We start from the raw sequence: 22,588 nt of genomic DNA, 5'->3' as shown, positions 1-22,588 counted from the left end.
GGACTCCCCATCATGGACATCGACCTGAACGCAGACCTCGGCGAAGGCTTCGGCCCCTGGCGCATGGGCGAGGACGAAGCCCTGCTGGACATCGTCTCCTCCGCCAACGTGGCCTGCGGTTTCCACGCGGGCGACCCGGTCATCATGGACCGCACCGTGCGCATGGCGCGCCAGCGCGGCGTGGACGTGGGCGCGCACGTGGGCTTTCCCGACCTGATGGGGTTCGGGCGCCGCCAGATGCAGATCGAGACGAAGGAACTGGTGGCCTATGTGCTCTACCAGTTGAGCGCGCTCGACGGCATGGCCCGCACCGCCGGCCACCGCATGACGCACATGAGCTTTCATGGCGCACTGGGCAACATGGCCGCGGCCGATGCCGCGCTGGCCGAGCCGCTGGTGCGGGCTGTGGCCGACTTCGACCCCACGCTCACCGTCAGCACCTCCGCCAGCCGAGCCATCGAGGACGCGGCCGAGCGCTGCGGCCTGCGCGTGCGCCGGACCTTCCTGGCCGACCGCGCCTGTGGAGACGACGGCCTGCTGGTGCCTCGCAAGCTGCCCGGCGCCGTCATCCATGAGCGCGACGCCGTGCTGGCGCGCGCGCGCCAGCTGCTGGAAGACGGCACCGTCACCAGCGTCACCGGCCGGAAGATCCCGATGCGCGTGCATTCGATCCTGCTGCACGGCGACACCCCCGGCGCGGTGGAGCTGGCGCGTGCCGTGCGCGGCGTGGTGGAGCAGGCGGGACGCGTGGTGCCCATCTCCAGGCAATCCACTTGACCGCACCTGAGCGCGCCTGACCGGTGGGGCGTCGGGGCACGAACATGGTGCTAACCCTTACCCATATGCACGGATCGCGGGCGACATAAGGGCGGCTTATCTCTCCACAGCCAATCCGTCTTGGCGCCGCCCGCGGGCGCTGGCTACAGTGAAATCCAGGCACTCATCTGCCCCCAACGAAAGAACCGAACATGCCGTTTTCCGACTACAAGACCGCACTGGTGACCGGAGCCTCCTCGGGCATCGGCGCCGCCGTCGTCGAGCGCCTGAGCAAGGAAGGCCTGAAGGTGCATGCGCTGGCGCGCAGCGCCGGCAAGCTGGCCGACCTGGCCGCGCGCACCGGCTGCGTTCCGCACGCCGTCGACGTGAGCGACGTCGCGGGGATCACCCGGCTCGCGCAGGAAGTCGAGTTCGACGTGCTGGTCAACAACGCCGGCGTCGATCGCCCCGGCTCCATCCTCAAGGCCGACGCCGAGGGCATCGATCTGCTGGTGGACGTGAACCTGCGCGCCGTGCTGCACCTGTGCCGGCTCGTGGTGCCGGGCATGGTCGCGCGCGACCGCGGGCACGTGGTCAACATCAGCTCCATCGCCGGCGCCTACAACTTCGGCGGCAACAGCACCTACCACGCGACCAAGGCTGCGGTGAGCATGCTGTCGCGCCAGCTGCGCATCGACTGCTTCGGCAAGCGCGTGCGCGTGACCGAGATCTGTCCGGGGCGCGTGGCCACGGACATCTTCGCGCACGTGCACGGCGACTCCGAGGACACCTACAAGCGCTTCGTCGAGGGATTTGAGCTGCCGCAGGCCGAGGACATCGCCGGCGCCATCGCCTTCGCCATCGCGGCGCCCATTGCGGTGAACGTGGGGCACATGGAGATCACGCCCACGCTGCAGGTGCCCGGCGGCCTCTCGACCACCCGGCCCGAAACTCCGCGCGGCTGATTCCCCCAGGTCCATGCACGCCAGCCAAAGGAACAGCGCATGAAGGACTTCGACCTGTTGGCGATCCTGCTGAAACCGGAGTTCGGCGACATGCTGCTGCACGGCATGCTGGAGACGCTGAGGATCGCGGCCGGCTCCTGGCTGCTGGCGATGACCATGGCTGTCGTGCTGCTGGTGGTGCGGCTCACGCCGAACCGCATCGCCGAACGCGCGGTGGCCGGTTATGTCTCCTACCACCGCAACGTGCCCACGCTGGTGCAGCTCATGTTCTGGTACTTCGGCATCTTCAGCCTGCTGCCCGACGCGCTGCAGGGCTGGCTGTCGGCCAACAACGCGGAGCGGCTGCTGTCGATCGTCGCGCTCGGCCTGTGCCAGGCCGCCTACTTCAGCGAGGACATGCGCTCGGGGCTGCGCGCCGTGCCGGCGGGGCAGGCCGAGGCCGCTCGCGCGCTCGGCCACGGCTACATCGGCTCGATGCGCCACGTGATGCTGCCGCAGGCGATCCGCAATGCGGTGCCGGCGCTGGTCAACCACAGCGTGTCGCTCTTCAAGAACAGCAGCCTGGCCATGGCCATCGGCGTGGCCGAGCTGACGCACGCGGTGAAGGAGATCGAGAGCCAGAGCTTCCGCACCTTCGAGGCCTACAGCGTGGCCACCGTGCTGTACCTGGTGTGCTCGCTGCTCATCATGGCCGTGGGCGGATGGCTGTCGCGGCGCTATCGCATCGCGGGAACAAGGTAAGCGGGGCATCGCATGTACAGCGTCTACGAAATTCTTCGCGACAACTGGCTGCTGCTGCTGGTCGGCCAGTACCCCAACGGTCCGCTCGGCGGCATCGTCGCCACGCTGATCCTCTCGGTGCTGGGCATTGTGCTGGCCTTTCCGCTGTCGGTGCTGCTCGCGCTGGCGCGGTTGTCGCCCTGGCGCGTGCTGCGCTGGCCCGCCACCGTGCTGGTGTACGTGGTGCGCGGCGTGCCGCTGCTGATGGTGATCCTGTGGGTCTATTTCCTGGTGCCGCTTCTCATCGGGCGCGAGGTGTCGGGCTTCACCACCATGCTGTGCACGCTGGTGATCTACGAGGGCGCGTATCTCTCCGAGGTGGTGCGCGCGGGCATCCAGGCCCTGCCCAAGGGCCAGACCGAGGCGGCGCGCGCGCTGGGCCACAGCCACCTGGGAACCATGTGGTTCGTGATCCTGCCGCAGGCGCTCTACAACATGCTGCCGAGCATGCTGAGCCAGTTCATCTCCACCATCAAGGAGACCACGCTGGGCTACGTGATCAACGTGCAGGAACTCACCTTCGCGGCCAACCAGATCAACAACCAGCTGCTGACCAAGCCCTTCCAGGTGTTCTTCATCCTGGCGATGACCTACTACGTGGTCTGCTTCAGCCTGACCCAGCTCACCCAATGGCTGGAGCGGCGCATCGCGCACAAGCGGCTCGGCGCGGTGCAGGTCCAACCCGCGGCCGGAGACAGCACGCCGCTTCCTTCGCCGGTGGCGGCGCCACAGCCATGACCATGACGACGCCCGCTCCCCACACATCGCCCGCCAGGGACGACACCATGATCCTGTTCTCGAACATCAACAAGTGGTACGGCGACTACCAGGCGCTGGCCGACATCAACGCCGAGGTGAAGAAGGGCGAGGTGGTGGTGGTCTGCGGCCCTTCGGGCTCGGGCAAGTCCACGCTGATCCGCACCGTGAACCGGCTGGAGGAAGTGAAGTCGGGACAACTGCTCTTCGACGGCCACGACATCCACGCACCCATGGGCAGCGCGGCGCTGAACAAACTGCGCAGCCGCATCGGCTTCGTGTTCCAGAGCTTCAACCTGTTTCCGCACCTGTCGGTGATGGAGAACATCATGCAGTCGCCGATGCGCGTGCTGGGTGTGAAGCGCGCCGACGCGAAGGCCAAGGCCGGGCAGCTGCTGGAGCGCGTGGGCCTGTCGAACAAGGCGGGCGCATACCCGGCACAGCTCTCCGGCGGCCAGCAGCAGCGCGTGGCCATTGCCCGCGCGCTGGCGATGGAGCCGCCGGCCATGCTGTTCGACGAGCCCACCAGCGCGCTCGACCCCGAGATGGTGGGCGAGGTGTTGTCGGTGATGCGCGCGCTGGCGCACGACGGCATGACCATGATGTGCGTCACCCACGAGATGAACTTCGCCCGCGAGGTGGCCGACCGCGTCTGGTTCATGGACGCGGGGCGCATCCTCGAGAAGGCCGACCCCGCCACCTTCTTCGGCAGCCCGCAGCATCCGCGCGCGCAGCGCTTCCTGTCGGACCTGCGCGCGCACTGAGCCGCACCGGTTTTCTCTTCGCCTTTCTCTCCGCTTTCTCGCCTCGAATCCCACACAAGGAGTTCCCCATGTCGAACCAGACCGTCTTTCGTCTCTGCGCCGTCGGTGCATGTCTTGGCGCGGCCTCGCTGCTCGCGCACGCCGACCAGTGGAGCGACATCAGCCAGCGCAAGGAACTCAGGTGCGGCACCTTCGCCGACGTTCCGCCCTTCGCCGCGCCCGACCCCAAGACGCGCGAGATGGTGGGCCACGACGTCGACCTGTGCAACGCGCTGGCCAAGGAGCTGGGCCTCACCGCCAAGGTCACGCCGCTGTCGGTGGAAGCGCGCGTGCCCGAAGTGAAGCTCGGCCGCGTCGACGTGACCATCGCGAACCTGGCCTACACCAGGAGCCGCGGCGAGCAGATCCAGTTCAGCGACCCGTACTACGTGGCCAAGGAGATGCTGGCCGTGAAGGCCTCCGACCCCGGCACCACCAAGGCCGACTTCAAGGGCAAGCGCCTTAGCTCGACCAAGGGTTCCACCTCCGAGCTGTCGATCAAGATGAACGGCTCCGAGCCGGTCACCTTCCAGGACACCGGCTCGGCCTTCATGGCGGTGCAGCAGAACAAGTCGGTGGGCATGGTCGCCAACACCATGACCATCACCAAGCTGGTCAACCAGTCGAAGACCGGCGGCGTGGCGCTGAAGATGATCAGCGAGCCGATGGTGCTGCAGCCCGTGGGCATCGGCATGAAGAAGGACGAGCCCGTGCTGCTGTCGAAGGTGAACGCGGCCCTCTATGCGCTGGAGAAGTCGGGCGAACTCGACCGCCTCTGGGCCAAGTGGCTGGGCCCGAACACCGAATACAAGATGGTGCGCGAAGAGAAGGTCACGCCGCTGGCCGAGCTCAAGTTCGAGATGCTGCCCTGAGCTGAGCCTCAATCGTAGTTGGTGAAGCGGCTTGGTTCCTGCGTTTGGGTGTTCAGCGGCTGATAGCCCTGAATGTTCTGCAGCAGCGTGCTCGTCGGGTTCGAGCCGATGTTGCCGAAGCCGTTGAACTGGATCTGGAACATCAGCCGCGTGTCGGGCGTCGTGCGGCCCGACACCAGCCGCTCCAGCACCACGCGGCCGACCCAGCAGCAGGCGTTGTACTCGGCGCCGATCAGGCTGTCTGACATCGCGCGGTCGTGCAGGCTGTAGCTCAGCCGGCCCACCGCGTACCAGCGGCCCGGGTCGCCGGGTTTTCTTTCGCCGAAGAGCCCTCTGGTCAGCTCGCTCAGCGGCCACTGCCAGTTGAAGTCCACCGTCTTCGTGCCGTCGTTCGCGGTGGTGGTGCTGTCGGCCTGGTAGCGGAAGGCCGCGGTGAGCGTGTGATACGGCGCGGGCGTGTAACGCAGGGTGAGCGCGTCGCGCGTGCTCTTGCCGGTGTCCATGTTGTACTGGGCCAGGCCGTCGATGCTCCACTTGGGGTTCCAGTGCACCTGCCCGCCGAGGATGAAGTCGCCCGAGCGGTCGGTCACTGCGGTGCCGCCCGGCAGCGTGACGTTCTGGTCGCTTAAGCGCAAGCGCTGCGCGATGCCGAAGCGCGCCGACTCGGCGCCGGTGGTCGGGTCGATCAACCGCGTGGTCACACCCGTGGTCAGCGTGTTGGTGTCGGAGATGCGGTCGTTGCCCGAAAACGCGTTCTCCGTGTAGAGGGTGGCGAAGCTGATGTCGTTGGCGGCCGTGTCGTACACCGGCAGCTGGCTCTGGTCGCGGTAGGGCGTGCGCACGTAGAAAGCTCGCGGTTCCAGCGTCTGGCGCCATGCGCGGCCGAAGAGATTGGTGTCGCGCTCGAACACCAGGCCGCTGTCGAGGCTCACGGTGGGCACCACGCTGCTGATGGAGGTCGCACCGCTGGCCAGCGCCGAGTCGAGCTGGTAGGAGGCCGTGTGCAGCAGCAGCTTCGGAATGACGTAGCCGCCCGGCGTGATCCACGGCCGGCTGATCTGCAGGTTGCCCACCATTCGCTCGCCATTGGGCTGCTTGATGCCGTTGAGCGTGGGCGAATAGGCCGAGTCGACCTCGAAGCGCGAGTAGTCCAGCGTGCCCGACACGTCGAAGCCGTGCCAGTCGTACTTGTTGTAGTTGGCCGTGATCTGCGGCACGCGGTTGTACGAGGGCGTGATCGGCGAGGCCGCGTATTGCAGCGTCTGGTAGGAGAGAGTGCGCGCCTGGCCGCTCCAGTCGCCCTTGCTCCAGTTGAGGTCCACCTCGTTGGTGAGCGTGCGCGAGGTCAGCGTGGGCGAGTGCGTGAAGTCGCGCCAGTAGTCGTCGTCGCTCACGCGGTTGATGTTGAACGAGGTGCTCAGCGAATCCAGCCCGAAGGGCTTGGGGTCGAACTGCTGGCTGTGCCTGGCCCACAGGCCCCAGCGGTTGCGGTCGCGCAGGCTGTCGCTGGGCATCTCGTCGATGCGGATCTGGCCGCTGTAGGTCTTCTCCAGGTAGCGGAACTCGGTGCCCAAGTTCACGCCCCGGTTGCTCATGAGTTCCGGGTACAGCGTGAGGTCGCGGTTCGGCGCGATGTTCCAGTAGTAGGGCTGCAGATACTCGAAGCCGTTGGTGGTGTCGAAGCCGATCACCGGCGGGAGCAGGCCGCTCTGGCGCGCGTTGTTCAGCGGGAAGCTCACCGACGGTATGGGCGGCGTGGTGATGCCGAGGAAGGTGATCTGTGCGTCGGTGGCGGTCGCGAGGTTGGTCTCGGAGTCGGTGGCCATCGTGACCGCAGTCAGCATCCACGCGGGCATCCAGCCCGGGTAGTTCTCGCGCAGGCAGGTGGTGTAGGTGACATGCCGCGCCACAGACACCTTCGGATCGACGAAGTCGATGCGCTCGGCCTTGCCGTGCGCGCCGTTGGCCAGCAGCGTGTAGCGCACATGGTCGAAGAAGCCTTCGAAGCTCTCGACCTTCAGGTGCAGCTCGGGGCCTTCGTACACGTTGCCGGCCTGGTTCAGGTGCACGTTGCCGGTGGCCGAGGCGAGGTCGCCCGGCGGCTGGTATTCGAGCCGGTCGGCGGTGATGCGCGTGTCGCCGCGCCGCAGCGTGGCATTTCCCTCCACCGTCACTTCGAGGTCGGGCCGGCCGCGGAGCCTGTCGCCATCGACGATGCTGGGGCGCAGACCGCGCTCGGCCGGCGGGATGGCTTCGGCCAGCTCGGGCGTTCGGCGCAGCGTGAGCGGCGCCTCGGTCCATGTGTCTTCCTGTGCCGTGGCCGTCTGCGCGCGCAGCATGAGCAGCGAAAGCAGCACCATCGGCGGCAGCGGAAACAACCCGCGCCAGCGTAGTTTCATGTGAAGAGAAGAGTGTGCGAGAGAGGCCGGTATCCGCTCAGGCGTCCTGCCTGGCCTGCGATTCCCATGCGAAGCCGACGCCGTAGACCGAGCGGATCCAGTCGTGCGCGGCCGAGACGGTGGCCAGCTTCTTCCTGAGGTTCTTGATGTGCGTGTCGACCACGCGCTCGTTGACGTCCAGCGCTTCCGGGAAGGCGGCCTCCAGCAGCTTGGAGCGCGTCAGCACCTTGCCCGGCTCCCTGGAGAGCGCGCGCAGCAGCAGCGATTCGCGGCGGGTCAGCGGCAGGTAGTGCCCGTCGAGGATCGCGCAGCCGCGTACCGCGCCGAAGGTGATCGGCATGCTCGGGCGCGCGACGCGCTGGCGCTGCGCGTAGCGGCGCAGCACCGTGCCGATGCGCACCGCCACCTCGCGCGGCGAGAAGGGCTTGCACACGTAGTCGTCGGCGCCGAGATCGAAGCCGCGCAGCCGGTCCGACTCCTGCGCGAGCGCCGTGAGCATGATGATCGGGTGGTCGCTGCGCGCGCGGATCTTCTCCAGTATCTGCAGGCCGCTGACGCGCGGCAGCTCCACGTCGAGCAGGGTGAGCGCGGGCGGCGAGGTCAGGATGCGGTGCAGCGCGACCGCGCCGTCCTCGATGTGCTCGGTCTCGTGCCCCGCGCGGCGCAGTTCGTCGAGCAGCACCGAGGCGGCGTCGTGGCCTTCCTCCACCAGCAGGATGCGGCTCATCGCGTCATTGCAGCTTCAGGGCCCCGGGCTGCGCGGTGCGCTCGCGGCAGTTGCGCATGTGGTCGTCCACCGTGAGCTCGCCCTGCAGGTCGGTCAGCAGCTGCAGCGTGCGGTCGATGGCGGCGTTGTCGAGCATGGGGTAGCCCTGCTCGCTGCGGCCGTTGTTGCGCGCCACACGCGCGATGTAGGGAAGGTCTTGCGGCGTGATAACGACGGTGGGCATCACGCCTTCGAGCTCCACGCCGTCGAAGGGCAGCATCACGAAGTACTGCACGCGCAGGTCGGAAGGCATCAGGCTGCGCAGGTGTGTGGTCTTGCGGCCGCACTGCCAGGCCGGGTCCTTCACCTCGCGGGCCAGAGAGTGCCCGTGCTGGCGCAGGAACCAGCGCGGCACCGTTTGCGTGGAGGTCTTGCGATACACCACCGCGTTGCGCCAGCCCTTCACCTCGAACAGGTACACGCCGGCCTCGCAAACCAGCGCGACGTCGAAGCGGGCCGTGGGAACGGCGCTGCCTTCGTACATGGGAATGACGAGGTCGCGCAGCACGTGCATGCGTCCGAACGCAGGCTGGAACGCGGCGGCGAGCTGCTGGATGGCCAGCGTGGTGGCGGCGCTGGTCGCGGGTTCGCTGTCGGGGGAGCAGGCGCGGCGCGCGAGCGCGGCGGGGTCCGGCTTCTTGTGTCCGTGGCCGGCCAGTGTCAGCACGGGGCGGGCCGGAACTTTGTGCAGGGCTGTGGTCATTCGGTGCTCCTTCGGAACTCAAGGATTGCGCAACTTTCGGGAGACTTTGTGCAGAAACGGCATTTGCTCGTTCTGTCCTGTGCGCTCGGCTTGTGCGGAGCGCGGGTCGGCGACGGTGTCGATGGATGCACCGCTTCCGATGCTTCCCATGAGAACGACCCATGCGAGCGCGAGCTCGCCGTTGGCCGCGGCCAGCACATGCAGGTCGAGCAGCAGGCCCTGGAAGTCCTCCATGAGCTGCACTTCTGAAATCTCTCCACGGTCGCGCCGCCGCTTCGACACCTCGAAGCCCGCGCGCGCATTCACCACGCGCGCGTAGGCGGTGTTTGCGATGTCGCTCTGCATCTGCAGGCGGCGCAGCGCCTCGGCGACCTGCTCGCGCGCCTGCGCGACCGCGCGTGCATAGAGCGGCTTGCCGGGCACTTCGATGTCCTGCGCTTCGTCGGTTGCCGCCGCATCGATGGTGCCCGCGGGCATCGCCGCCGGGTCGGCGTCGTAGAGCGCGGCAGCCAGGTTGATGTCGTTCCTGTTGGCGAGCACCGTCATCGGCAGCTCGCGCGGCACCTCGGCCGCGAAGCGGGGAAGCGATTTGTCCTGCAATGCATCGGCGAGCATCTCGCCGAGCGCCGCTTCGCTCATGTGGCACTGTTTCGCGAGGTAGGCGATGTAGCTCGCGCGCTGTGCCTGCAGTTTCTCGATGGTGGCCTGCGCGCCCGACTGGCGCTGCGCGAGCTGTTTCGCAAAGTCGTCGTACGGCAGCTTCGCGCCCTTGATCAGCATCGTCTGCCGCGCGATGGCCGCGCGCGTGTTCTCCAGGTAGCTCGACTCCAGCGTCTTCACCTTGAGCGCGATGTAGGTCGCGGCAATGCCGGCTTCGGCATTGCCGTCGCGCGACGCGGCAATCAACCTGTCCAGCGCGGGGTCTTCGAAGGCGGACCACCAGGAGCGTGTGTCCGCCTGCGCGCGTGGCGCAGTGGGTGCTCCTTGCGTGGCATGGCCGGCGAGCATGTGCGCGGCAAGCTGCTGCGAAGTGCGATGGACCATCGCGATGCTCGTGCTGGCGCAGGCGATGGCGAGTACGCCGCACATGGCCGCCAGCAGGGTTCGTGAACGCATCACCTTCGGGTCTCCAGCTTCGTCATGCACGGATCTTTTCAGGTGATCTGGGAGAAATTTGAAGGGCGGTGTAACGCTCACGCGAAGAGGTCTGATGTGCGCGAACAACACTCCGCGCGCAGGAAAACCAAACCACCAAATTCCTCCCGAATTGGACGAAACGATGCGTACAGCCGGTCGATACCGAGCGGCCGCAACAGACCTGAAACTGGAGAACCCTGAATGAAGAAAACCCTCACGGCATTCGCTGCCCTGGCCGTCTGCGGCCTGGCTTGTGCCCAATCGTCCGTCACGTTGTTCGGCGTCGTGGACGCCGGCCTGACCTACCAGTCGACGACCTCGCGCGACACCACTACCGGCGCGTCGGTCAAGCAAAGCAAGACCAGCCTGGGCAACTCGGGCTACAACTCCAGCCGCATCGGCTTCCGCGGCACCGAAGACCTTGGCGGCGGGCTGGCCGCGAGCTTCTGGCTCGAAGCGCCCATCACCAACGACGACGGCGCCACCGGCATCTCCACCTTCGCCCGCCGCTCCACCGTGAGCCTGTCGGGCGGCTTCGGCGAACTGCGCCTGGGCCGCGACTACACGCCCACCTTCTGGAACGACACCGTCTTCGACCCGTTCGGCACCAACGGCTCGGGCACCAACGTCATCAGCACCGTCAGCGGCAACACCACCCTCAACAACGCCAACTACGTGCGCGCCAGCAACTCGATCGGCTACTTCCTGCCGCCGAACCTGGGCGGCTTCTACGGCCAGTTCCAGTACGCGCTGCACGAGAACGCCAGCACCGACGCCACCAGCACCACGGCCGCCTCGAGCAGCAGCGCTGGCCGCTACGTGGGTGGCCGCTTCGGCTACGCCAACGGCCCGCTGGACGTCGCCCTGGGCGTGGGCCGCAGCACCGTCGTGGACACGACCGCGCTGCAGCGCAGCGTGCAGACCATCAACCTGGGCGCCTCGTACGACTTCGGTCCCGTGAAGCTGTTCGGGGAGCTGTCGAACGTGAAGAACAAGTTCGACTACGCGGCAGTGGCCGACACGCACGACAGCTACAACGGCTACCTGATCGGCGCGACGGTGCCGGTGGGCGCGGGCCTGATCCGCGTGGCGTACTCGCAGGTGCGCTACAACGAAGGCGCGGCCGGCATCACGGGCGAGGACCCGCTGGCGCGCAAGTTCGCCATCGGCTACGTGCACAACCTGTCCAAGCGCACGGCGCTGTACGCGACGGTGGCGCGCGTGAACAACCGCAACGACGTGAACTACACGGGCAGCCTGGTGTCGGCCAGCACCACCGGCTATGGCAGCACGGGCACCAGCTACACCGGCCTGCCGCGTTCCTCCACCGGCTACGACTTCGGCATCCGCCACGCGTTCTGATCGCGTGAGGATGTGACGGGGCAGCGCGGCCGCCACAGAGGCGCCGCGCTGCCCGTTCCGGCCGCGCGCAACGGCTTGCGCGGTCTCCGGAACACGCTGCACTCGGGAGGGAAGCTCAGGGCAGCGAGGAGAAGGTGCCGCATTTCAAGGCAGTCAAATGAACAAACAGATATTCGCGATCGCGCGCCGGTTGCGCGCGTCCGTGTTCCTGCTCGTCGCCTTCGGGTCGCTCACGGCGGCGCAGGCGCAGAACAGGATCGAGTCGGTCACGGGCTCCTTGCAGGCAGGCAGCGAAGTGCTGCGTGTCGATTTTTCCGAGCCGCTGGCCGCAGCGCCCAACGGCTTCGCCATCCAGTCGCCCGCGCGCATCGCGCTCGATTTTCCGGGCATGCGCAGCAGCCTGGGCCGCGAGGCCATCGAGATGAACCAGGGCAACCTGCGTTCCGTGAACGTGGTGCAGGCGGGTGAACGCACGCGCCTCGTGCTCAACCTGAAAGAGGCCACCGCCTACAAGACCGAGGTGCGCGGCAAGTCGCTGCTGGTGTCGCTGCAATCCGCGGCGGGCCCGGCTCTGGTGGCCGCTACGCCCTTCGAATTCGCGGAGAACCGCAACCGCGACGTGCTGCCGCTGCGCGACGTCGACTTCCGCCTGGGCACTGAAGGCGCGGGCCGCGTGATCGTGAGCCTGCCCAACGACCAGGTCGGCGTGGACATCCGCCAGCAGGGCAAGAACCTCGTCGTCGAATTCACGAAGTCGCAGCTGCCCGAGGGCCTGAACCGCAAGCTCGACGTGGCCGACTTCGGCACGCCCGTGCAGACGGTGAGCATGCAGCAGGCCGGTGACCGCGTGCGCATGCTGATCGAGCCGCGCGGCGACTGGGACCACAGCGCCTACCAGAGCAACAGCCAGTTCGTGGTGGAGGTGCGCCCGCGCAAGGTCGATCCGACCAAGCTGACGCAGGGCGTGGGCTACAACGGCGAGAAGCTGTCGCTGAATTTCCAGAACATCGAGATCCGCTCGCTGCTGCAGGTGATCGCGGACTTCACCAGCTTCAACATCGTCACCTCCGACTCGGTCACCGGCTCGCTCACGCTGCGGCTGAAGGACGTGCCGTGGGACCAGGCGCTGGACATCATCCTGGAGGCGAAGAACCTCGGCATGCGCAAGAACGGCAGCGTGCTGCGCATCGCGCCCGAGGACGAGCTCAACGCCAAGGACAAGATAAAGGCCGAGGCCCAGGCCACCTTGCAGGGGCTCGAGCAACTGCGCACGCAGTCGTTCCAGCTCAACTATGCGAAGGCGGCCACGGTGGCGCAGGGGCTCTCCGGCACCGGCACGAGCGCCGGCGGAGGCAGCGGCAGCTCGGGCGGCGCGACGCGCATATTGAGTTCACGCGGCAGCGTGCTGGCCGAGGTGCGCACCAACCAGCTCTTCGTGACCGACATTCCCTCGCGTCTTTCGCAGGTGGCCGAGCTCATCCAGAAGCTGGACGTGCCGATACGGCAGGTGCTGATCGAGGCGCGCTTCGTCGAGGCGACCGACACCTTCAGCAAGTCGCTGGGCGCGAAGCTGGGCGGCGGTTTCGTCAACGCGAACTCGTCGGTGGGCGTGACGCCTTCCGTGAGTTCAAGTACCACGGGCGGCGTGACCACCACCACGAGCACCAACACCTATTCGAGCACCAGCTTCGTCAACCTGCCGGCGACCAGCACGACGGGCGACGCGGTCGGCACCTTCGCGCTGTCGCTCTTCAACTCGGGCCTGACGAAGATGCTCAACCTCGAGATCTCGGCGCTGGAAGCGGACGGCAAGGGCAAGGTGGTGTCGAGTCCGCGCGTGGTGACGGCCGACCAGACCAAGGCACTGATCGAGCAGGGTACCGAGCTGCCCTACCAGGTCGCGACATCGAGCGGCGCGACTTCCATCGCCTTCCGCAAGGCCAACCTCAAGCTGGAAGTGACGCCGCAGATCACGCCCGAGGGCAACATCATCCTGGCGCTGGACGTGAACAAGGACACCGTGGGCCAGTCGACCACGGCAGGCTACGCCATCAACACCAAGCACATCCAGACCGAAGTGCTGGTGGAGAACGGTGGCACCGTCGTCATCGGCGGCGTCTTCGAGCTGACCGACACCAACTCGGAATCGCGCGTGCCGGTGCTGGGCGAACTTCCGATGGTCGGCGCGCTGTTCCGCACCCGCAGCCGGGTCAACAACAAGACCGAGATGCTGATCTTCATCAGCCCGAAGATGATTTCGGATCGGAACGCGGCGCGGTGAGCCGGGTCGGCCCGGTCCATGTACCTGACCATGTGGGAGCCTTGCGCGGCTTCTTCAGGCTGCCCGCGATCGAACGGGAAGCGCCCGGCTCATCGGCTGCCGTCGGCTAGCCGTGGACGGCCAGGCGCAGGATCTGGCGCAGCCCTTCGATGATCAGAGACAGCAGGGCGCCAGCGAGCCCGCTCCAGAAAAGCCATCGCTCCTTCCGCCCGGAGACACCGAGCGAGTCTTCGATTGCCCGAAGCCGCCTGGGCTGCGCTTGCAGCCGCCGTCGCGCGGGCTCGTGCTTGCGGTGTCGCTCGCGGTGATCGGTGCGAGGGTCGATCGGCTGTAGCTGCCGCCCGCGGCAGGTTCGCGCCGCGTGCAGGTGTCGCTGCCGGCCAAGAAGATGCCGAAGGCCAGCGCACCGAAGGCCAGCAGGCCCGCGATGCGCGGCAGCCAGGAGGACCTGCGGGAACGCGCCGTGGCAATGGAAGAAGACTGCGTCCTGCCGTCCCATCGGGCCCGCATGGTGAGCTCCGGAGGGAAGCCCTGCGCATGCGCCAATGCCGGCAGGCCGTCGAGGCGGAAGGCGCGCAGTGCCGCGAGGGACTCGCGCGAGGCGCTGGGTGGGTTGCGATACCGGGGACTGTTCATGACCCGTATCGTGAATTTCAAAGGGGGAGAAAAATTGGATGGCCGCGCTGCGCTGGGCCGCGGTGCGGCCATCCTGCGCGCTAGAAGTCGATCTTGGCGCTCAGGCTGAAGGTGCGCGGATCGCCGGGCTTGATGTAGTTGTCGTACTGGTATTCCCAGTAGCGGCGGTTCGTCACGTTGTTGATCGCGGCGCGGAAGGTCGTGCTGTGGCCCGCGATGCGCGTCGTGTAGCTCGCGCCGATGTTGGCGACGGTATAGCTCGGCAGGTTCAGCTGGTTCGATGCGTCGAGCATGGTGTTGCCCGTGTACTTCATGTCGGCCGAGAGCTTCAGGCCCGGCACCTGCGGCACGAGGTACGACACCTGCGCGGTCGCCACCAGCTTGGGCGCGCCCGCCACACGGTTGCCGATGTAGCTGCTGCCGCGCTCGTACGAGCTGTCGAGCAGCATCAGGTTGCCGCCGATCTGCCACTGCGAACCCAGCCAGGTGGAGGCGCCGACTTCCAGGCCCTGGTAGATCGACTGGCCGTCCTGCACCAGCACGTTGGAGCTGTTGGCGTACTCGGCGCCGCGCTCGATGCGGAACAGCGCGGCCGTGGCGCTCCAGCGGTCGTGCTCGGTCTTCACGCCCAGTTCGTACTGCTTGCTCTTCAGCGGATTGAGCAGCTGGCCGTTGTTGGCGTACATGGTGCTTACCGTGCTGCCGGGTTCCAGCGATTCGACATAGCTGGTGTACAGCGTGGTGTCGGGCGCGGGCTTGTACATCAGCGCGAGCGTGGGGGTGATCACGCCGCTCTTGCGGTAGCTGGAGTTCCGCGCGCCGGTGGTGTCGTAGCCGATCTGCTCGTAGGTGGTGCTGCGCAGGCCGGCCAGCACCGACCACCTGTCGGACAGCTTCAGCGTGTCGCTCGCGAACAGCGCGCGCTGCGTGATGTCGCTGTTGCGGTAGGTCCTGAAGTCGGTGGAGGTGGCGTAGCTGTTGGTGTTCTGGCCGAAGATGCTGCCGGTGCCGATCAGCTGGTAGACGGCGTTGCTGCTGTAGTAGTTGACCTGCTTCTGCCACGAGGTGCCCAGCGTGATCCGGTGCTCGAAGTCGCCGGTGCGCAGCTTGCCGTTGACCATCGCCTGCCACTGGTTGAAGCGGTGGCCCTCGGCGCTGTCGGAGCGGTAGTCGTCATAGCCGCCGCCGGCGTCCTGCAGGTAGGCGATGCCTTCGTTGCGGCTGCGGGTGGCGCTGCTGTGGCTGTAGCTGGTGCTCAATGTCCAGTCGGGCGCGAGCTGGTACTGCAGGCCGGTCGAATAGAGCCTAAAGTCGGTATTCAGGTGCTGGCCCGGGCCCACCAGGCGCTGGCTGCTGGCGCTGATGGTGGAGGGCAGCTGCGTGCCGGTGTAGCTGCCGAGGTAGATCGAGGGCGTCTGGCCGGAGGTGTTGCGCTTCTGGTAGAGCGAGTCGAAGGTCCAGGTGAGCTTGTCGGTGAGCTTCGCGTCGAGGCCGAGCGACACCGAGTTGCGGCGCACGTTGCCGTCGTTGTAGGTCTTGCCTTCCTCGTGCGTGGCGTTGAGCCGGTAGCCGAAGCGGTTGTCGGTGCCGAAGCGCCCGCCCAGGTCGACGTGCTCGCTCCAGATGCCCGCGGTCTTGTAGCCGACCTCGATGCTGCGCACCGGCTGGTCGGTCGGCTTCTTCGTCACGTAGTTGACGATGCCGCCCGGCGCGCCGAAGCCGTACATGAAGGCCGACGAGCCCTTGAGCAGCTCGATCTGCTCGAAGTGTTCGTAGGGCAAGGTGATGGCGTAGCTGAGGAAAGGCTGGCCGTTGATGCGGTAGCCGTTCTGCCAGTCCAGCGGCAGGCCGCGCACCGTGATGTAGCTGGCCCAGGCGCTATAGGCGCCGCTGTTGTCGGACACCGACGCGTCGAGCGCGAACACGTCACCGAGCTTCGACACCTGGCGCTCGGCCATGTCCTCGCCTCGGACCACACTGGTGGAGAAAGGCGTTTCCAGCTGCGAGCGCGCACCGAGCGCGCCGCTGCTCACCTTGGCGCCCAGATGCTGCTGCGTGCCGTCCTGCGATTCGGCCGTGACGGTCACCGTCGGCAGCGAGGCGGAGGCAGCCGCTTCCTGCGCGTGCGTGCGCCCGACCAGCGTGGCGGCCCACAGCACCAGCAGCGTGGCTCGCGCGGGCGGGCCGAACGGGCTGCGCCGGAATGAAACCGGGGAGGGAGAAGAAGGAGATAGGGAGGAGGGAAAGGAAAGGACCGAGGCTGCGGCGGCGGATTTCTTGCGTCCGGGGTTCAACGTTGACTCACTCTGTAGATAAGAATGAATCTCATTTTCGCAATGAATCTGGCAGGAATATTGGAGCTTGCCCCTTCGGCGAGTACGGTTTGACCTCCTGTCCGTTGTCCGCCGCTCAGTGCCCGTTGCCCGGCGAGGGCGCCAGCCCGCGCTGCTTCAGGAAGTCGTAGAGGCTGACCGCCAGCACCTGCGCGATGGGTATCGGCAGCGTCACGCGCAGCACCGCGGCCCGGTGCACCGGGCACCGGTCGGAGCTGTGGTCGACGCGGCTGGCGTCGAAGGTGATGTGCACGCAGCCCGCGTTGACCCAGTAGCCCGAGACTTCGTCCGCGAACACCTGCGGGGCGTGCAGGTCGTCGATGTAGGTGGCTTGCGGGATCTGCTGCTGTTGCTGGGACATGGTGGCTCTGTGTTTGCGTGAGCCCCGATGATCGACACCAATCTCGTAGAAAAAATGGTGCCCCGGCCCAGCTCCCGGCACCCTTGGCGTCTTCCTCAGACGATCCTCACCGACAGCTCCGGCAGCCGGTCGATGTGGATCTGGATCAGGTCGCCGCGCATCACCGGCCCGACGTTCTCCGGCGTGCCCGAGTAGATGATGTCGCCCGGCTTCAGCTCGAAGGCCTGCGACAGCCGGCTGATCTGCTCGGCCACCGACCAGATCATGTGCCTGAGCGTGGCGTTCTGCTTCGTCTGTCCGTTCACCTTGAGCCAGATCGCGCCGTCGCTGAAGTGCCCGACCTTCGCCACCGGGTGGATCGGCCCGACGGGCGCCGAGTGGTCGAAGCTCTTGCCGATCTCCCAGGGCTTCTTCTGGTCGCCCATCTCGCGCTGCAGGTCGCGGCGTGTCATGTCCAGGCCGAGCGAGTAGCCGTACACGTGGTCGAGCGCCGCGCTCGTCGCGATGTTGCGTCCGCCCTTGCCCAGCGCCACCACCAGCTCGACCTCGTAGTGGTAGTTCTTCGTGAGCGTGGGGTAGGGATGGTCGGCCACCACGCCCGGCGTCACCACCTGGATCGCATCGGCGGGCTTCTGGAAGAAGAAGGGCGGCTCGCGGCTCGGGTCCGAGCCCATCTCGCGCGCGTGCGCCTCGTAGTTTCGGCCGATGCAGTAGATGCGCCGCACCGGGAAGACCTGGTCGCTGCCGACGATCGGAATGGTCGACGATGCGACGTCGAACGGCGTGGCGGCCGAGCGGCCGGCCCCGGCGGGCAGTGCACAGCCGGCGATGGCACCGGTGGCCATGGCGGCGGAACCGGCCAGCAGGCCGCGGCGGGAAGTGATCATGGGCATGTGTCTCCTTGGTCTTGTGGATGGACGTCGTGCGCCGTGCCTCTCACGGCCGATCGATTCTGGAAGGGCGCATCGCGTGGCGATGGTGCGCATCTATGCAAAAACAGGACATAACCCATCGGAAGGCGCCGCCGATCGGCTGCGGCGCCTCACCGTGCCGCGAAGGGCGGCAGCCGCCTCGGGATCGTCTGGGCCTTCACGATGGAGGTGTTGGTCTCCGCCCTGGCCGCGATGCGGTCGAGGATGCCGTCGAGCTGCTCGAGCGACTGCAGATGGAGCCGCGCGACGAAGCAGTCTTCTCCCGTGACCTTGTCGCACTCGCAGAACTCGGGCGTGTCCCCGATCAGTTCCTGCACCGCCTTCAGCTGCCCCGGCAGCGGCCGGATGCGCACGATGGCCTGGAACTGATAGCCCAGCGCCTTCGGGTTCAGCTCGAGCGTGTAGCCGCGGATCACGTCGCGCTCCTCGAGCCGGCGCAGCCGCTCCGACACGCTGGGCGACGACAGCCCCACGTGACGGGCCAGTTCCTTCAGCGACATGCGCGCATTGCCCGAGAGGGCCAGCACGATGGCTTCGTCGGTTGCGTCGAGCATTTTCCTGTTCTCCGGTGCAATGGCATGGATGCCTTCTTTTCGAAGGCCATCAGGGGCTTTCTCCTTCTTCGCAGCATATCCATGCGACACAATCCATGGCACTCTTGTTTCCCCTGAACAGCGGCGACAACGGACGGACATGCAGACCCAGCTTCGCGGCGCGCTCGAGATGAGCGCGGCCATGGCGATCTCGGGAACCATCGGCTGGTTCGTGGTGCGCTTCGACCAGCCCCTGTTCGACCTGCTGTTCTGGCGCTGCGTGTTCGGCGCGGTGACGCTGCTGGTCGTGTGCCTTGCGCTGGGTCTGCTCCAGGGGGGCCTCGCGCCGCGCAAGTTCGCGCTGGCCGCATTCGGTGGCGTGGCCCTGGTGGTCAACTGGGTGCTGATCTTCGCGTCCTTCTCGCGCGCATCGATCTCGATCGCCACGGCGGTCTACAACACGCAGCCCTTCATGCTGGTGGCGCTGGGTGCGTTGCTGCTGTCGGAGCGGCTCACCGCGATGAAGGCGATCTGGCTGTGCATCGCGTTCGCCGGCGTGGTGCTGGTGGCGCAGGCCAAGCCGGGCGGCGGCGCCGGTGGTTCCACGTATTTCATCGGCGTGCTCATGGCGCTGGGTGCGGCCTTCTGCTACGCGGTGGCCGCCTTCGTCGCGAAGAAGCTCGACGGCATCGCGCCGCACCTCATCGCGCTGGTACAGGTGTGCGTGGGCATCGTGATGCTCGCCCCCTTCGCGAACCTGAAGGCGCTGCCCACCGACGCGGCCACCTGGGGCGTGCACCTGACGATGGGCGTTGTCTACACGGGGCTGGTGTTCGTGCTGCTGTACGGCGCGCTGCAGAAGCTGTCGACGCCGGTGGCGGGGGCGCTCTCGTTCATCTATCCGCTGGTGGCGATCGGTGTCGACTACGCCGTCTTCGGACAGCGGCTGGGCGCGCTGCAACTGGTGGGCGCAGCGGCCATCCTGATCTCGGCGGCGGGCATGACTTTCGGATGGACCCTGCCGGGCCTGCCGAGGCAGGTGCCCGCCGCCGGAAAGAACTGATCCAGCGTCTTCGCTTCGCTCAGGATGCGGCGGTGACGCCGCTGCTGCGCCTGAAGAGCGTGCCAGCCGCCCGCTTCACCAGCAGATAGAACAGCGGCACGAAGAAGATCCCCAGCGCCGTCGCGGCCAGCACGCCACCGAACACGCCCGTACCGATGGCCACCTGGCTCGCCGATCCAGCGCCGGTGGCCAGCGCCAGCGGCACCACGCCGGCCAGGAAGGCCAGCGAGGTCATCAGGATCGGCCGCAGCCGCAGGCGCGCGCCTTCGGCCACCGCGTCGAGCAGCGGTATGCCCCGGCGCAGCGCGGCTTCGGCGAACTCGATGATGAGGATCGCGTTCTTCGCCGACAGCCCGATGGTCGCGAGCAGGCCGACCTGGAAGTAGATGTCGTTCGACAGGCCGCGCAGCGACGCCGCGATCACCGCGCCGAGCACGCCCAGCGGAATCACCAGCATCACCGAGAAGGGCACCGACCAGCTTTCGTACAGCGCCGCCAGGCACAGGAACACGACGAGGATCGACAGTGCGAACAGCAGCGGCGCCTGCCCGCCCGAGAGCCGCTCCTGGTACGACAGTCCGCTCCATGCATGGCCGGTGCCGCGCTGCTTCTTCGCGATGCTTTCCACCGCGGCCATCGCCGTGCCCGAGCTTGTGCCGTGCGCGGCCGCGCCCTGGATCTGCACCGCCGGCAGGCCGTTGTAGCGCTCCAGCTGCGGCGCGCCCTGCGACCAGCGCGTGGTGGCGAAGGCCGAGAACGGCGTCATCGCGCCGGTGGCGCCGCGCACGAACCACTGCCGGATGTCGTCCGGGTCGGAGCGGTAGGGTGCGTCGGCCTGCACGTACACGCGCTTGACGCGGCCGCGGTCGATGAAGTCGTTGACGTAGCTGCCGCCCCAGGCGATGCCCAGCGTGGTGTTCACGTCGTCCAGCGACAGCCGCAGGGCCGAGGCCTTGAGCTGGTCGATGTCGATCTGCAACTGCGGCGTGCCGGCCACGCTGTTGGCGCGCACCGACTGCAGCCGCGTGTCCTTGCCCGCGTCGCGCAGCAATGACTCGCGCGCCTGCACCAGCTTCTGCGCGCCCATGCCCGAGGTGTCCTGCAGCCAGAACTCGAAGCCGTTCGACTGCCCCAGCCCCTCGATGGGCGGCGGCACCATGCCGTAGACCTCGGCGTCGCGCTGCTGCCTGCCCAGCGCTGTGCCGGCACGCTCGACGATGGCCTGGGCGCGCTGGTCGGCATGGCCGCGCTCGGACCAGTCCTTGAGCGAGACGAAGGCCATGCCCATGTTCTGCCCCGAGCCGCCATAGCTCCAGCCCGAGAGCGTGAAGATGGTGTCGGTCGTGTCCTTCTCGGTTTCGAGGAAGTGCTTCTCGACCATGCGGTTCACCGCATCGGTGCGGCCGATGGTGGAGCCCGCCGGCAGCGTGAGCTGCACCATCACGCTGCCCTGGTCTTCCTCGGGCAGGAAGCCGCCGGGCAGGCCGAGGTACAGCAGGCCCATGCCGGCCACGATGGCCGCGTACACGGCCGCGAAGCGCAGCGGCTTGCGCAGGATGCGGCCCAGCAGGCCCACGTAGCGGCCCTGCGCGGCGTCGAAGCGGCGGTTGAAGGCGCCCAGAAAACCGCGCGTGCGCGGCGCATCGCTCGCACGCAGGAAGCGCGCGCACAGCGCAGGGATCAGCACGATGGCCACCACCACCGACAGCGCCATCGACGCGATGATGGTCACCGAGAACTGCCGGTAGATCACGCCCACGGAGCCGCCGAAGAAGGCCATCGGCAGGAACACTGCCGAAACCACCACCGCGATGCCCACCAGCGCGCCGGTGATTTCCTGCATCGACTTGATGGTGGCGGCCTTCGGGTCCAGCCCTTCCTCGTGCATCACGCGCTCGACGTTCTCCACCACCACGATGGCGTCGTCCACCAGCAGGCCGATGGCCAGCACCATGCCGAAGAGCGTGAGCACGTTGATCGAATAGCCGAAGGCCGCGAGCACGCCGAAGGTACCCAGCAGCACCACCGGCACGGTGATGGCCGGGATGACCGTGGCGCGCCAGTTCTGCAGGAACAGGTACATGACGACCACCACCAGCGCGATGGCCTCCAGCAGCGTCTTGATGACCGACCTGATCGAGATCTTCACGAAGCGCGTCGTGTCCTCGGCGTAGGCCACGCGCAGGCCGGCGGGCAGCGAGGGCTCCATCTCGGCGATGCGAGCCTTCACCGCGCTGGCGGTGGTCAGCGCGTTGGCGCCGGGCGCCAGCATGACCGCGGCGCCGGCGGCGGGGTGGCCGTTCAGGCGCGTGGTCTCGGCATACGACTCGCTGCCCATCTCCACGCGCGCCACGTCGCCCAGGCGCACCACGGCGCCGTCGGCCTGCGTCTTCAGCACGATGTCGCGGAACTGCTCCGGCGTCTGCAGCCGCGACAGCGCCGTCACGGTGGCGGTGAGCTGCTGCTTCGCGGGCGAGGGCCGCGCGCCGATCTCGCCGACCGACACCTGCGTGTTCTGCGCGGTGATGGCGGCGGTCACGTCAGAGGGCATCAGCTGGTAGCTCGCGAGCCGGTGCGGATCGAGCCAGATGCGCATCGCGTACGAAGCGCCGAAGGCCTGCACCGAGCCCACGCCGTCGACGCGGCTGATGGGATCGCGCAGGTTGCTCGCCATCCAGTCGGCCACGTCGGTGTCGGTGCGGCGGTCGGTCTCGTCGTAGAGGGCCACGATCAGCAGGAAGTTGTTCTGCGACTTCGCAACCGTCACACCCTGCTGCTGCACCGCCTGCGGCAGGCGGCTGGTGGCCTGGCTGACCTTGTTCTGCACCTGCACCTGGGCGGTGTCGGGGTTGATGCCCTGGCGGAAGGTGACGGCGATCTCGGCCCAGCCGGCCGAGCTGCTCGTCGACTTGAAGTACAGCAGACCGTCGATGCCCTTGAGCTGCTGCTCGAGCACCTGCGTGACGCTGCTTTCCACCGCCTGCGCCGAGGCGCCGGGGTAGTTGGCCGAGACCACGACGGTGGGCGGCGCGATGTCCGGGTACTGCGAGACCGGCAGCGTGCGGATGGCCACGCCGCCGGCCAGCATGATCAGGATGGCGATGACCCATGCGAACACGGGCCGCTGGATGAAGAAGTTGGCTATCACGG

Annotated in this window: 19 protein-coding genes; 9 read left to right on the top strand and 10 right to left on the bottom strand. The window is 67.4% G+C overall.

The window, feature by feature from the left end; genetic code table 11:
- The first annotated feature begins 12 nt into the window (after positions 1 to 12).
- The 6 genes from ABL844_RS26235 to ABL844_RS26210 all read left to right on the top strand — a co-directional run bounded on the left by ABL844_RS26235 (position 13) and on the right by ABL844_RS26210 (position 4,932).
- On the top strand, positions 13 to 777 hold the full coding sequence (locus ABL844_RS26235; RefSeq protein ID WP_418129539.1) for a LamB/YcsF family protein: 765 nt from the start codon (positions 13 to 15) through the stop codon (positions 775 to 777).
- Between the two features lie 191 nt (positions 778 to 968).
- A complete protein-coding gene (locus ABL844_RS26230) occupies positions 969 to 1,721 on the top strand; it encodes an SDR family oxidoreductase (protein ID WP_418129538.1) in 753 nt (250 codons plus the stop codon).
- Positions 1,722 to 1,760: 39 nt separating this feature from the next.
- Complete coding sequence (locus tag ABL844_RS26225) at positions 1,761 to 2,462, top strand: amino acid ABC transporter permease (protein ID WP_184642220.1); 702 nt, start codon at positions 1,761 to 1,763, stop codon at positions 2,460 to 2,462.
- 12 nt (positions 2,463 to 2,474) lie between these two features.
- Entirely contained in the window at positions 2,475 to 3,239 is a 765-nt protein-coding gene (locus ABL844_RS26220; RefSeq protein WP_369660944.1) for an amino acid ABC transporter permease, read from the top strand.
- Between the two features lie 47 nt (positions 3,240 to 3,286).
- A complete protein-coding gene (locus ABL844_RS26215; RefSeq protein ID WP_418131958.1) occupies positions 3,287 to 4,021 on the top strand; it encodes an amino acid ABC transporter ATP-binding protein in 735 nt (244 codons plus the stop codon).
- A gap of 68 nt (positions 4,022 to 4,089) precedes the next feature.
- Positions 4,090 to 4,932: an ABC transporter substrate-binding protein gene (locus tag ABL844_RS26210; RefSeq protein WP_369660945.1), complete on the top strand. Its 843-nt coding sequence runs from the start codon at positions 4,090 to 4,092 to the stop codon at positions 4,930 to 4,932.
- Positions 4,933 to 4,940: 8 nt separating this feature from the next.
- On the opposite strand, the gene ABL844_RS26205 is transcribed toward ABL844_RS26210, so the two are convergent.
- From ABL844_RS26205 to ABL844_RS26190, 4 genes are read right to left on the bottom strand one after another with little or no spacing between them, the layout of a single operon-like run.
- Positions 4,941 to 7,331 (bottom strand): LPS-assembly protein LptD, encoded by a 2,391-nt coding sequence (locus ABL844_RS26205; protein ID WP_418129537.1) that lies wholly within the window; start codon positions 7,329 to 7,331, stop codon positions 4,941 to 4,943.
- A gap of 37 nt (positions 7,332 to 7,368) precedes the next feature.
- A complete protein-coding gene (locus ABL844_RS26200; RefSeq protein ID WP_418129536.1) occupies positions 7,369 to 8,058 on the bottom strand; it encodes a response regulator in 690 nt (229 codons plus the stop codon).
- A 4-nt stretch (positions 8,059 to 8,062) separates the two neighbouring features.
- Positions 8,063 to 8,800: a nuclease-related domain-containing protein gene (locus tag ABL844_RS26195; RefSeq protein ID WP_184642215.1), complete on the bottom strand. Its 738-nt coding sequence runs from the start codon at positions 8,798 to 8,800 to the stop codon at positions 8,063 to 8,065.
- An 18-nt stretch (positions 8,801 to 8,818) separates the two neighbouring features.
- On the bottom strand, positions 8,819 to 9,916 hold the full coding sequence (locus tag ABL844_RS26190; protein WP_418129535.1) for a hypothetical protein: 1,098 nt from the start codon (positions 9,914 to 9,916) through the stop codon (positions 8,819 to 8,821).
- Positions 9,917 to 10,138: 222 nt separating this feature from the next.
- On the opposite strand from ABL844_RS26190, the gene ABL844_RS26185 reads away from it, so the two are divergent.
- Both ABL844_RS26185 and pilQ read left to right on the top strand, forming a co-directional pair.
- Positions 10,139 to 11,299: a porin gene (locus ABL844_RS26185; RefSeq protein WP_184642193.1), complete on the top strand. Its 1,161-nt coding sequence runs from the start codon at positions 10,139 to 10,141 to the stop codon at positions 11,297 to 11,299.
- Between the two features lie 157 nt (positions 11,300 to 11,456).
- Positions 11,457 to 13,580, top strand: coding sequence for a type IV pilus secretin PilQ (gene pilQ / locus ABL844_RS26180; RefSeq protein WP_418129534.1), 2,124 nt, complete (start codon positions 11,457 to 11,459; stop codon positions 13,578 to 13,580).
- Positions 13,581 to 13,733: 153 nt separating this feature from the next.
- Here pilQ and ABL844_RS26175 read toward each other — a convergent pair whose 3' ends face one another.
- The 5 genes from ABL844_RS26175 to ABL844_RS26155 all read right to left on the bottom strand — a co-directional run bounded on the left by ABL844_RS26175 (position 13,734) and on the right by ABL844_RS26155 (position 18,396).
- Positions 13,734 to 14,216, bottom strand: coding sequence for a hypothetical protein (locus tag ABL844_RS26175; protein ID WP_418129533.1), 483 nt, complete (start codon positions 14,214 to 14,216; stop codon positions 13,734 to 13,736).
- An 80-nt stretch (positions 14,217 to 14,296) separates the two neighbouring features.
- Positions 14,297 to 16,381 (bottom strand): TonB-dependent siderophore receptor, encoded by a 2,085-nt coding sequence (locus ABL844_RS26170; RefSeq protein WP_418131957.1) that lies wholly within the window; start codon positions 16,379 to 16,381, stop codon positions 14,297 to 14,299.
- Between the two features lie 244 nt (positions 16,382 to 16,625).
- Positions 16,626 to 16,910 carry a hypothetical protein gene (locus ABL844_RS26165; RefSeq protein WP_184642210.1) on the bottom strand — a complete coding sequence of 95 codons (285 nt, stop codon included), beginning with the start codon at positions 16,908 to 16,910 and terminating at the stop codon, positions 16,626 to 16,628.
- 95 nt (positions 16,911 to 17,005) lie between these two features.
- Positions 17,006 to 17,797, bottom strand: coding sequence for a fumarylacetoacetate hydrolase family protein (locus tag ABL844_RS26160; RefSeq protein ID WP_418129532.1), 792 nt, complete (start codon positions 17,795 to 17,797; stop codon positions 17,006 to 17,008).
- A 155-nt stretch (positions 17,798 to 17,952) separates the two neighbouring features.
- Positions 17,953 to 18,396, bottom strand: coding sequence for an Lrp/AsnC family transcriptional regulator (locus ABL844_RS26155; RefSeq protein WP_418129531.1), 444 nt, complete (start codon positions 18,394 to 18,396; stop codon positions 17,953 to 17,955).
- Positions 18,397 to 18,535: 139 nt separating this feature from the next.
- On the opposite strand from ABL844_RS26155, the gene ABL844_RS26150 reads away from it, so the two are divergent.
- Positions 18,536 to 19,438: a DMT family transporter gene (locus ABL844_RS26150; RefSeq protein ID WP_418129530.1), complete on the top strand. Its 903-nt coding sequence runs from the start codon at positions 18,536 to 18,538 to the stop codon at positions 19,436 to 19,438.
- A gap of 19 nt (positions 19,439 to 19,457) precedes the next feature.
- Here the strand turns inward: ABL844_RS26150 and ABL844_RS26145 are convergent, their stop codons facing one another.
- Positions 19,458 to 22,586, bottom strand: coding sequence for an efflux RND transporter permease subunit (locus ABL844_RS26145; protein ID WP_418129529.1), 3,129 nt, complete (start codon positions 22,584 to 22,586; stop codon positions 19,458 to 19,460).
- Between the last annotated feature and the right edge of the window lie 2 nt (positions 22,587 to 22,588).

The organism is Variovorax sp. 278MFTsu5.1 (assembly GCF_048305045.1).
Classification (GTDB): Bacteria; Pseudomonadota; Gammaproteobacteria; order Burkholderiales; family Burkholderiaceae_C; genus Variovorax; species Variovorax guangxiensis.
This window is presented reverse-complemented; position numbering and strand designations above follow the sequence as displayed.

What these genes read in the sequence shown, in the direction of transcription:
- ABL844_RS26235 (WP_418129539.1), top strand. Translation starts at nt 13, where the DNA reads ATGGACATCGACCTGAACGCAGACCTCGGCGAAGGCTTCGGCCCCTGG.
- ABL844_RS26230 (WP_418129538.1), top strand. Translation starts at nt 969, where the DNA reads ATGCCGTTTTCCGACTACAAGACCGCACTGGTGACCGGAGCCTCCTCG.
- ABL844_RS26225 (WP_184642220.1), top strand. Translation starts at nt 1,761, where the DNA reads ATGAAGGACTTCGACCTGTTGGCGATCCTGCTGAAACCGGAGTTCGGC.
- ABL844_RS26220 (WP_369660944.1), top strand. Translation starts at nt 2,475, where the DNA reads ATGTACAGCGTCTACGAAATTCTTCGCGACAACTGGCTGCTGCTGCTG.
- ABL844_RS26215 (WP_418131958.1), top strand. Translation starts at nt 3,287, where the DNA reads ATGATCCTGTTCTCGAACATCAACAAGTGGTACGGCGACTACCAGGCG.
- ABL844_RS26210 (WP_369660945.1), top strand. Translation starts at nt 4,090, where the DNA reads ATGTCGAACCAGACCGTCTTTCGTCTCTGCGCCGTCGGTGCATGTCTT.
- ABL844_RS26205 (WP_418129537.1), bottom strand. Translation starts at nt 7,331, where the DNA reads ATGAAACTACGCTGGCGCGGGTTGTTTCCGCTGCCGCCGATGGTGCTG.
- ABL844_RS26200 (WP_418129536.1), bottom strand. Translation starts at nt 8,058, where the DNA reads ATGAGCCGCATCCTGCTGGTGGAGGAAGGCCACGACGCCGCCTCGGTG.
- ABL844_RS26195 (WP_184642215.1), bottom strand. Translation starts at nt 8,800, where the DNA reads ATGACCACAGCCCTGCACAAAGTTCCGGCCCGCCCCGTGCTGACACTG.
- ABL844_RS26190 (WP_418129535.1), bottom strand. Translation starts at nt 9,916, where the DNA reads ATGCGTTCACGAACCCTGCTGGCGGCCATGTGCGGCGTACTCGCCATC.
- ABL844_RS26185 (WP_184642193.1), top strand. Translation starts at nt 10,139, where the DNA reads ATGAAGAAAACCCTCACGGCATTCGCTGCCCTGGCCGTCTGCGGCCTG.
- pilQ (WP_418129534.1), top strand. Translation starts at nt 11,457, where the DNA reads ATGAACAAACAGATATTCGCGATCGCGCGCCGGTTGCGCGCGTCCGTG.
- ABL844_RS26175 (WP_418129533.1), bottom strand. Translation starts at nt 14,216, where the DNA reads ATGAACAGTCCCCGGTATCGCAACCCACCCAGCGCCTCGCGCGAGTCC.
- ABL844_RS26165 (WP_184642210.1), bottom strand. Translation starts at nt 16,910, where the DNA reads ATGTCCCAGCAACAGCAGCAGATCCCGCAAGCCACCTACATCGACGAC.
- ABL844_RS26160 (WP_418129532.1), bottom strand. Translation starts at nt 17,797, where the DNA reads ATGATCACTTCCCGCCGCGGCCTGCTGGCCGGTTCCGCCGCCATGGCC.
- ABL844_RS26155 (WP_418129531.1), bottom strand. Translation starts at nt 18,396, where the DNA reads ATGCTCGACGCAACCGACGAAGCCATCGTGCTGGCCCTCTCGGGCAAT.
- ABL844_RS26150 (WP_418129530.1), top strand. Translation starts at nt 18,536, where the DNA reads ATGCAGACCCAGCTTCGCGGCGCGCTCGAGATGAGCGCGGCCATGGCG.